Origin of the sequence: Pedobacter sp. (assembly GCF_035566355.1) — a bacterium.
GTDB lineage: Bacteria > Bacteroidota > Bacteroidia > Sphingobacteriales > Sphingobacteriaceae > Pedobacter.
This window is the reverse complement of sequence record NZ_DATMRL010000073.1, coordinates 1-5977: the sequence shown is the minus strand read 5'-3', so window position 1 is coordinate 5977 and position 5977 is coordinate 1. Positions and strand designations below refer to the sequence as shown.

General features: G+C 36.6%; 7 protein-coding genes. 5 read left to right on the top strand and 2 right to left on the bottom strand.

What is annotated here, in order from left to right; genetic code table 11:
- Both VNZ46_RS02690 and VNZ46_RS02685 read right to left on the bottom strand, forming a co-directional pair.
- A partial coding sequence (locus tag VNZ46_RS02690; RefSeq protein WP_325558529.1) for a hypothetical protein occupies positions 1-290 on the bottom strand: 290 nt, incomplete at its 3' end.
- 43 nt (positions 291-333) lie between these two features.
- Entirely contained in the window at positions 334-1125 is a 792-nt protein-coding gene (locus VNZ46_RS02685; RefSeq protein WP_325558527.1) for a hypothetical protein, read from the bottom strand.
- A 524-nt stretch (positions 1126-1649) separates the two neighbouring features.
- Here VNZ46_RS02685 and VNZ46_RS02680 point away from each other — a divergent pair.
- From VNZ46_RS02680 to VNZ46_RS02660, 5 genes are all read left to right on the top strand, one after another.
- Positions 1650-2114, top strand: coding sequence for a hypothetical protein (locus VNZ46_RS02680; protein ID WP_325558526.1), 465 nt, complete (start codon positions 1650-1652; stop codon positions 2112-2114).
- A gap of 539 nt (positions 2115-2653) precedes the next feature.
- Positions 2654-2881 carry a helix-turn-helix transcriptional regulator gene (locus tag VNZ46_RS02675; RefSeq protein ID WP_325558525.1) on the top strand — a complete coding sequence of 76 codons (228 nt, stop codon included), beginning with the start codon at positions 2654-2656 and terminating at the stop codon, positions 2879-2881.
- Between the two features lie 86 nt (positions 2882-2967).
- On the top strand, positions 2968-3561 hold the full coding sequence (locus tag VNZ46_RS02670) for an RNA polymerase sigma-70 factor (RefSeq protein ID WP_325558524.1): 594 nt from the start codon (positions 2968-2970) through the stop codon (positions 3559-3561).
- Positions 3562-3625: 64 nt separating this feature from the next.
- A complete protein-coding gene (locus VNZ46_RS02665; RefSeq protein ID WP_325558523.1) occupies positions 3626-4792 on the top strand; it encodes a FecR family protein in 1167 nt (388 codons plus the stop codon).
- 340 nt (positions 4793-5132) lie between these two features.
- Positions 5133-5977 (top strand): STN domain-containing protein (locus tag VNZ46_RS02660; protein WP_325558521.1); only part of this gene is annotated, 845 nt, incomplete at its 3' end.

Below are 5977 nucleotides of genomic sequence, written 5' to 3'. Positions count from 1 at the left end.
CCAATAGGCGCTGACGTTCGTTTTAATACATCCGCTTTACTAAAAACTGTTCCATTTTCAATAAATTGAAAAGCATCATACATTTCCTTATAACTATCAAATTTCAATTTTAATGTATTCGGTTTGGACGAAATTTCAGATGTTTTAATTTCGGTTAGGTTTACTGTCTTTACTAATTTTGACTTATAAAACAGTTCGGAAGTTTGATCATCTTGCGTAAGGTTATTATCTTTCTTACAAGAAGAGCAAATAACGGAGATAAAAAAAATCCATAATAGTAGGTTTTTCATAATTTAAGAATGTTAATGTGTTTATAATTGTTCAGGTTGAATTCTAGTTCTTCTTTATGTGCGTCCCGTTAAGCGAGGTACTAGTTAGAATGTATTTTTTGGGAAGTTTGAATAATGATTTATCCGGTTTCTTTTCATTAAAATCCATAACCTGAAATCTTGAGATCCCGGTAACACGAGCTTTGTTTTTTTGATCGTCCGTGTTCTCTGCATCTACACTGAGAACAGAAAAAGGAAAACCAATAAATAGCGCATTTAAAGGAGAAAAGAAGCTTAATCGCTGCTTGGTATAGGCAAATTTGCGCCAACCCGAAGCAGTTGCATATTTTGCCAGGTAGCAAGGAACATCACATATATAAACCAGAATTTGATTTGTGGTGTCCACTATTACATCATTCTTTTGCGGATTGGCCAGCATTTTAAAGAAAAGCTCCTGTTTTTCTTGCTTAAGATCATTTTTAAAGACGAAGGTGCTATCCTTTTTTTTGTAAACTGTATAGGTCTTTTTTTCTTTCCAATCAATAATGTAGGTGGGTATATTTACTTTTACAGATAAAGAATTTACAATTGTGGCATTGTTTAGGTCAGAACGTTTCAAAGACGTATGGTCTAAATTTGCATTGACATCTGTGTCCCTAAGGATTTTATCCTTTCTGATATGATAACTAAAATACAAAAACAGATTTTCAGGATCAGTATTTACATTAGCGGTATCTTTTGAATTGAAGGCATACATGCCAATTTTTATAGATCCTTCACCTAGATTTTCAGGGATTTGAGCTGTGCCTGAAAAGTATGTACAGATAAGAATAAACAAGGAGAGCGTAATTTTCATAAATGATAGTTTATATAAAAATATCTCTGTTCAAGTATGATTTTTAGCTGTTTATTATCGTATAATAACCGGATATTAGCTGTTTAAGATTGTCTGTGACGTTAGTTGCAGATTCGCTTAGATAGTAATTTGAAGAATTGATCTATCCCCATTCCAAATTCTTCTATCTCAAATAGGTGATTTAAGTTTTTACAAGCTAGCTATATATTTACTCCTAACGATCTTATGAGGTAAATGAAGATTATTTTTTCAAAAAAAGAATATATACAATACCACTTACCCGATAGTTAGGGGTCTTACAAATAGAACCAAATATAACGTTATTCACATATGGCTCTTAATATGCAACTAACTAAAAATAAATACACAAATCTAAACGCCTTAGGTGTAACCGTTAAAGCAGACGTTATCCCAGCTGTTGAAGCGTCATGGAGTAATAACCAGTTCAGATGCCGCCAATGTTGCAATTACAGCCGGTTGGAATGCATGGTAGCCAAATCAATCTAAAAGTTAACCCAAATCTTATGAAAAAAGTAAGAGTAATTTACTTAACACTGGTATGTGCAATGACCATAGCGTGCGTAAAATCAGAAACAGGATTAAGCCAAGATAAACTTAATGCAATAAGAACAACCCAAACAGGGGGTGAAAGCAAAAGGTTAATCATGGAAAATGCGTTTATAGATGTCGATGTTGACAAGTTAAACCAAGAAATAAACGATCATAGTAAGCCAAAGTACCAAAAACCAGAATTGGCAAAAGCAAGAGCTGCCCTTTATCGCTTTTACAGCCATGTTAAGGTTGAAGATGATCAATACGTATGTACATTGAAATCGGCTAATGAAATCAACATTTCAGAGAATTTTTTTAAATATCTGATCGATGGACAAACCAGTTTTAATAAGGCTATAAAAAAGCTAAAAGCTGAAGACCCAAAGGTTGTAGTACCCCAAATTACGGCAGAATATTTGCAGAGCCTTTTACAATAGTTTATTAACAGTTAAAGTTAGTTTAAAAAAAGAAGCTATCCTCCAAATATGGCGAAGTAGCTTCTTTTTTTATGAGCAACCTAAAAATTATGTACAAGGATTTCAATTCTTAAAAGGTTAAATGGATAGGAAAAGGATATATTTGATTCTAACACTGGTTATTGGTGCTGCTTTAGTGTTTGTAAATGCATATTTATATATAAAAGATCCACTGAACAAGCGATTGCATTACCCAAGTCCATTTATCATCACTCCTGGGGTTATTGCAATGATATTCTTTAGAAACTCAAGTGTAAGATTCTTAGTGTTGGATTTGTTTAATATTATTCTGGTTTTATATTATTTTTTGTGTTAGTCTTAACCCATTTCTTTGAGGGATTAATTTATATTGAGCGGTGAACAATCTTCAGTTGGTTACCCCTGTAAAACTAGGAAGTAGCCTTAAAACTGGCAAAAAGAGGAAGGTCATTACCTGCTGCAGAAGGTTGATTCTTTTCCTCCCTTAGCAGAATTATTATTCATTTAAAACACAAAAAATCATGAAAACAATCTCAAAAAATATCAAGTTCCTCCGTCTAAAAATGGGGTGGAGGCAACGTGAAGTAGTGGAACTACTTAAAATTTCTATTCCTGCATTTTCAAAAATTGAAACAGGGGTAACGGATGTCAATATTAATAGGCTCCGTCAAATTGCAGATCTTTTTAAAATATCTATTGTTGATATGTTTTCCAGTGACTTTACGGGCCTCAAATCAGCGGATCGATAACGGTTATAGACTTTTCATTTTGACTATTTACCCAACAATTCATTGAAAATATTTACTATTGCATCTTGTATTTTGTAAATTTATACATGAATTCATACGGTAGCCTTTCAGATAATGAATTGGTTGATCTGCTTAAAGAAGATCAGCAACAGGCTTTATCTGCCCTGTATTTTCGTTATTGGGACAAACTTCTATCTGTTGCCGGAAACAGATTGGACAATCCCGAAATTGCCGAAGAATGTGTGCAGGATGTTTTTTTTAGCTTATGGCAGCGCAGAAATGATCTGAAACTCAAATACTCCTTAGCAACCTACCTTGCTGTTGCTGTAAAATATCAGGTGATCAAACAATTGGATAAACAATACCGCTTGCAAGACCGTAAAGATAAATCGCTTTATGCCAGCCAGGAAGTATTTCATCCGTCGGCAGATGAGCACTTATTGGAAAAGGAACTGATGGATAGGATAGAGGTTGCAGTGAACCGTCTTCCGGAAAAATGCCGTATCGTGTTTAAATTAAGCCGCGAGCACGGGATGACCAATAAACAAATTGCAGCAGATCTGGATATTTCCGAAAAGACAGTGGAAGCCCATCTTTCTAAAGCCATTAAAGATTTACGTAATGATCTAAGTGCGATTTCTCCATTGATTCTTTTGTGGTTCTTTGGAAATAATTATTAAAAAAATTAAGGAGCACTAAGGGTTAGGTGTTTTTTTTCGGACTATAAGGCAAAACAGGTCCAGAATGGAACAGCAATATGATAAAAAACTGTTACGAGAAATTGCCCATAAACTAAGGGAAGGGACAGTCTCGGATGAACAGCAAGCTTACTTTGACCAATGGTATATACAGCATGAAGATGAATTACTGGAATTACCAGAGGGCTATGCTGAAGATTCTTTAGTGATTCGTGACCGGATGCATTCCAATCTTATGGACGCAGTAAAACTGAATGAAGCTCCTTCTAAAAAAGCATTTACGCTTTGGACCAAGTTTATTGCTGCAGCCGTGTTCCTGATGGTTATTGGTACAGTTTTTTACGTCAATCGCAGAAATCTGTTGAGCACTTCTGTTCCCGTGTCTCAGCTGGCAGATGTGGTAGCGGGATCAAACAAGGCAGTTTTGACTCTTGCTGATGGAAAAACGATTACATTAACAGATGTAAGTAAAGGCAAAATCTCAGAACAGGCCGGTGTGCAAATTTCCAAGACACGAGGCGGACAAGTGATCTATCAAATTGTGGGTCAACAAAACAATGCTTCCAATAGCTATAATACAATAGAGACACCCAATGGAGGACAGTATCAGGTGATTCTTCCCGACGGCACAAAAGTTTGGCTTAATGCCGCCTCAAAACTGACTTATCCTGTTTCGTTTACTGGGCGTGCGAGACGAGAAGTCACTTTAGGCGGCGAAGCCTATTTCGAGGTGGCTAAAGATAAGAGCCATCCTTTCCTGGTAGAAAGTAGCGGACAGGAAGTAGAAGTATTAGGTACGCACTTTAACATTAGCAGCTACAAGGAAGAACCCCATATAAAAACTACTTTGCTGGAAGGTAGTGTGAAAATCAGACCTGCTAAAGGCAATGCAGTTGTCCTGAAACCTAATCAGCAAGCAGAACTTAACGGTAACCATTTGCAGGTTAAAGAAGTAAAAGCAGCCTATGCCGTTGCATGGAAGGACGGATACTTTATGTTTAACAATGAAAATCTCGAAACAGTGATGACCAGGATAGCCAGGTGGTATAACGTTCAAGTCGAATTTAAAGATGAGGCGGCCAAAGGCGGTACTTATTTTGGAACCATTAGCAGATATGAAGACATTGCTAAAGTACTGAAAATGCTGTCCAGAACCGAACTGGCCACATTTGAAATAGAGGGAAACACCATTAAGATCAGTAAAAAGAAATAAAACAGGCTGACCACCTGTAAAAAGTCAATACCTATTCAACTAAAGACTTCAGTGATGAAGTCAAATCAATTAAACCAAAAACTAAAAATGATGAAAGATCAAAAAAGAATTCCTTGAGTACAAAATCAGCCAGATGCATAAATAAAGGGCCCCGATTTGCCGTCGACGCCCTTTGAGCCTGCATTTAGAAACATTGATTAAACAATTATTTCATGAACCGGTGGTGTGTACTAGCCTTCTTACAACAGACACAACACCTTAACAGACCAATCAAATGTATAAAAATTATACTAATTTTTTTTGTACGCCTCAAGGTTACATTAACAAACTGATATTAATTATGAAACTCACCACTTTCATATTAATCATTACCCTGATGCAAGTAAGTGCTGCATCCTTCGGACAAAGAATTACGCTAAAGAAGCGTGGGATAACTTTGGAAGACGTCATTCTTGAAATCAGGAACCAGACCGGGTACGATGTACTCATAGGAACCAATAAGTTCCAGACTTCGCAGAAAATTGACGCAAATTTCCAGGAGAGTAAGCTTTCTGATGTGATGGATCAAATCGTGGAAGTTAGCGGACTATCTTATACCATCGAAGGTAAAACGGTTGTAATTAGAGAAAAAGCCGCGCCCTCCTTTCTTGACAGGCTTATGGATAAGTCTGCTCATATTGATATTCGAGGTCGCGTTCTGGATTCTGATGGAAATCCGTTATCTGGAGCAACTGTAACTGTAGTTGGAAGTAAAAATTCTATAACTACATCTTCATCCGGCGAATTTCATATAAGCAATGTCAATGAGAATGCAAAAATCCGTATTTCTTACGTTGGATACCTGACTAAAGAGGTCAAAGCAAATGCTGACCTGACCATCATTAAATTAGAATTAAATAATTCCAAGCTAGACGAAGTACAGGTAATTGCCTATGGTACCACAACCAAAAGGCTCAATACAGGTAATGTTACAACCGTTAGCGGCAAAGATTTTGAGAATGAACCAGTATCCAACGTACTGTCTGCACTTGTTGGACGAGTTTCGGGAATGGACATCACTCAAATTTCCGGATTGTCGGGCGCAGGCTTTAAACTAGATATTAGAGGAAGGAATAGTCTGACCAGCGGCAGCGACCCATTGTATATAATAGATGGTGTACCTGTTCCTTCCGGACCAGTTAATAT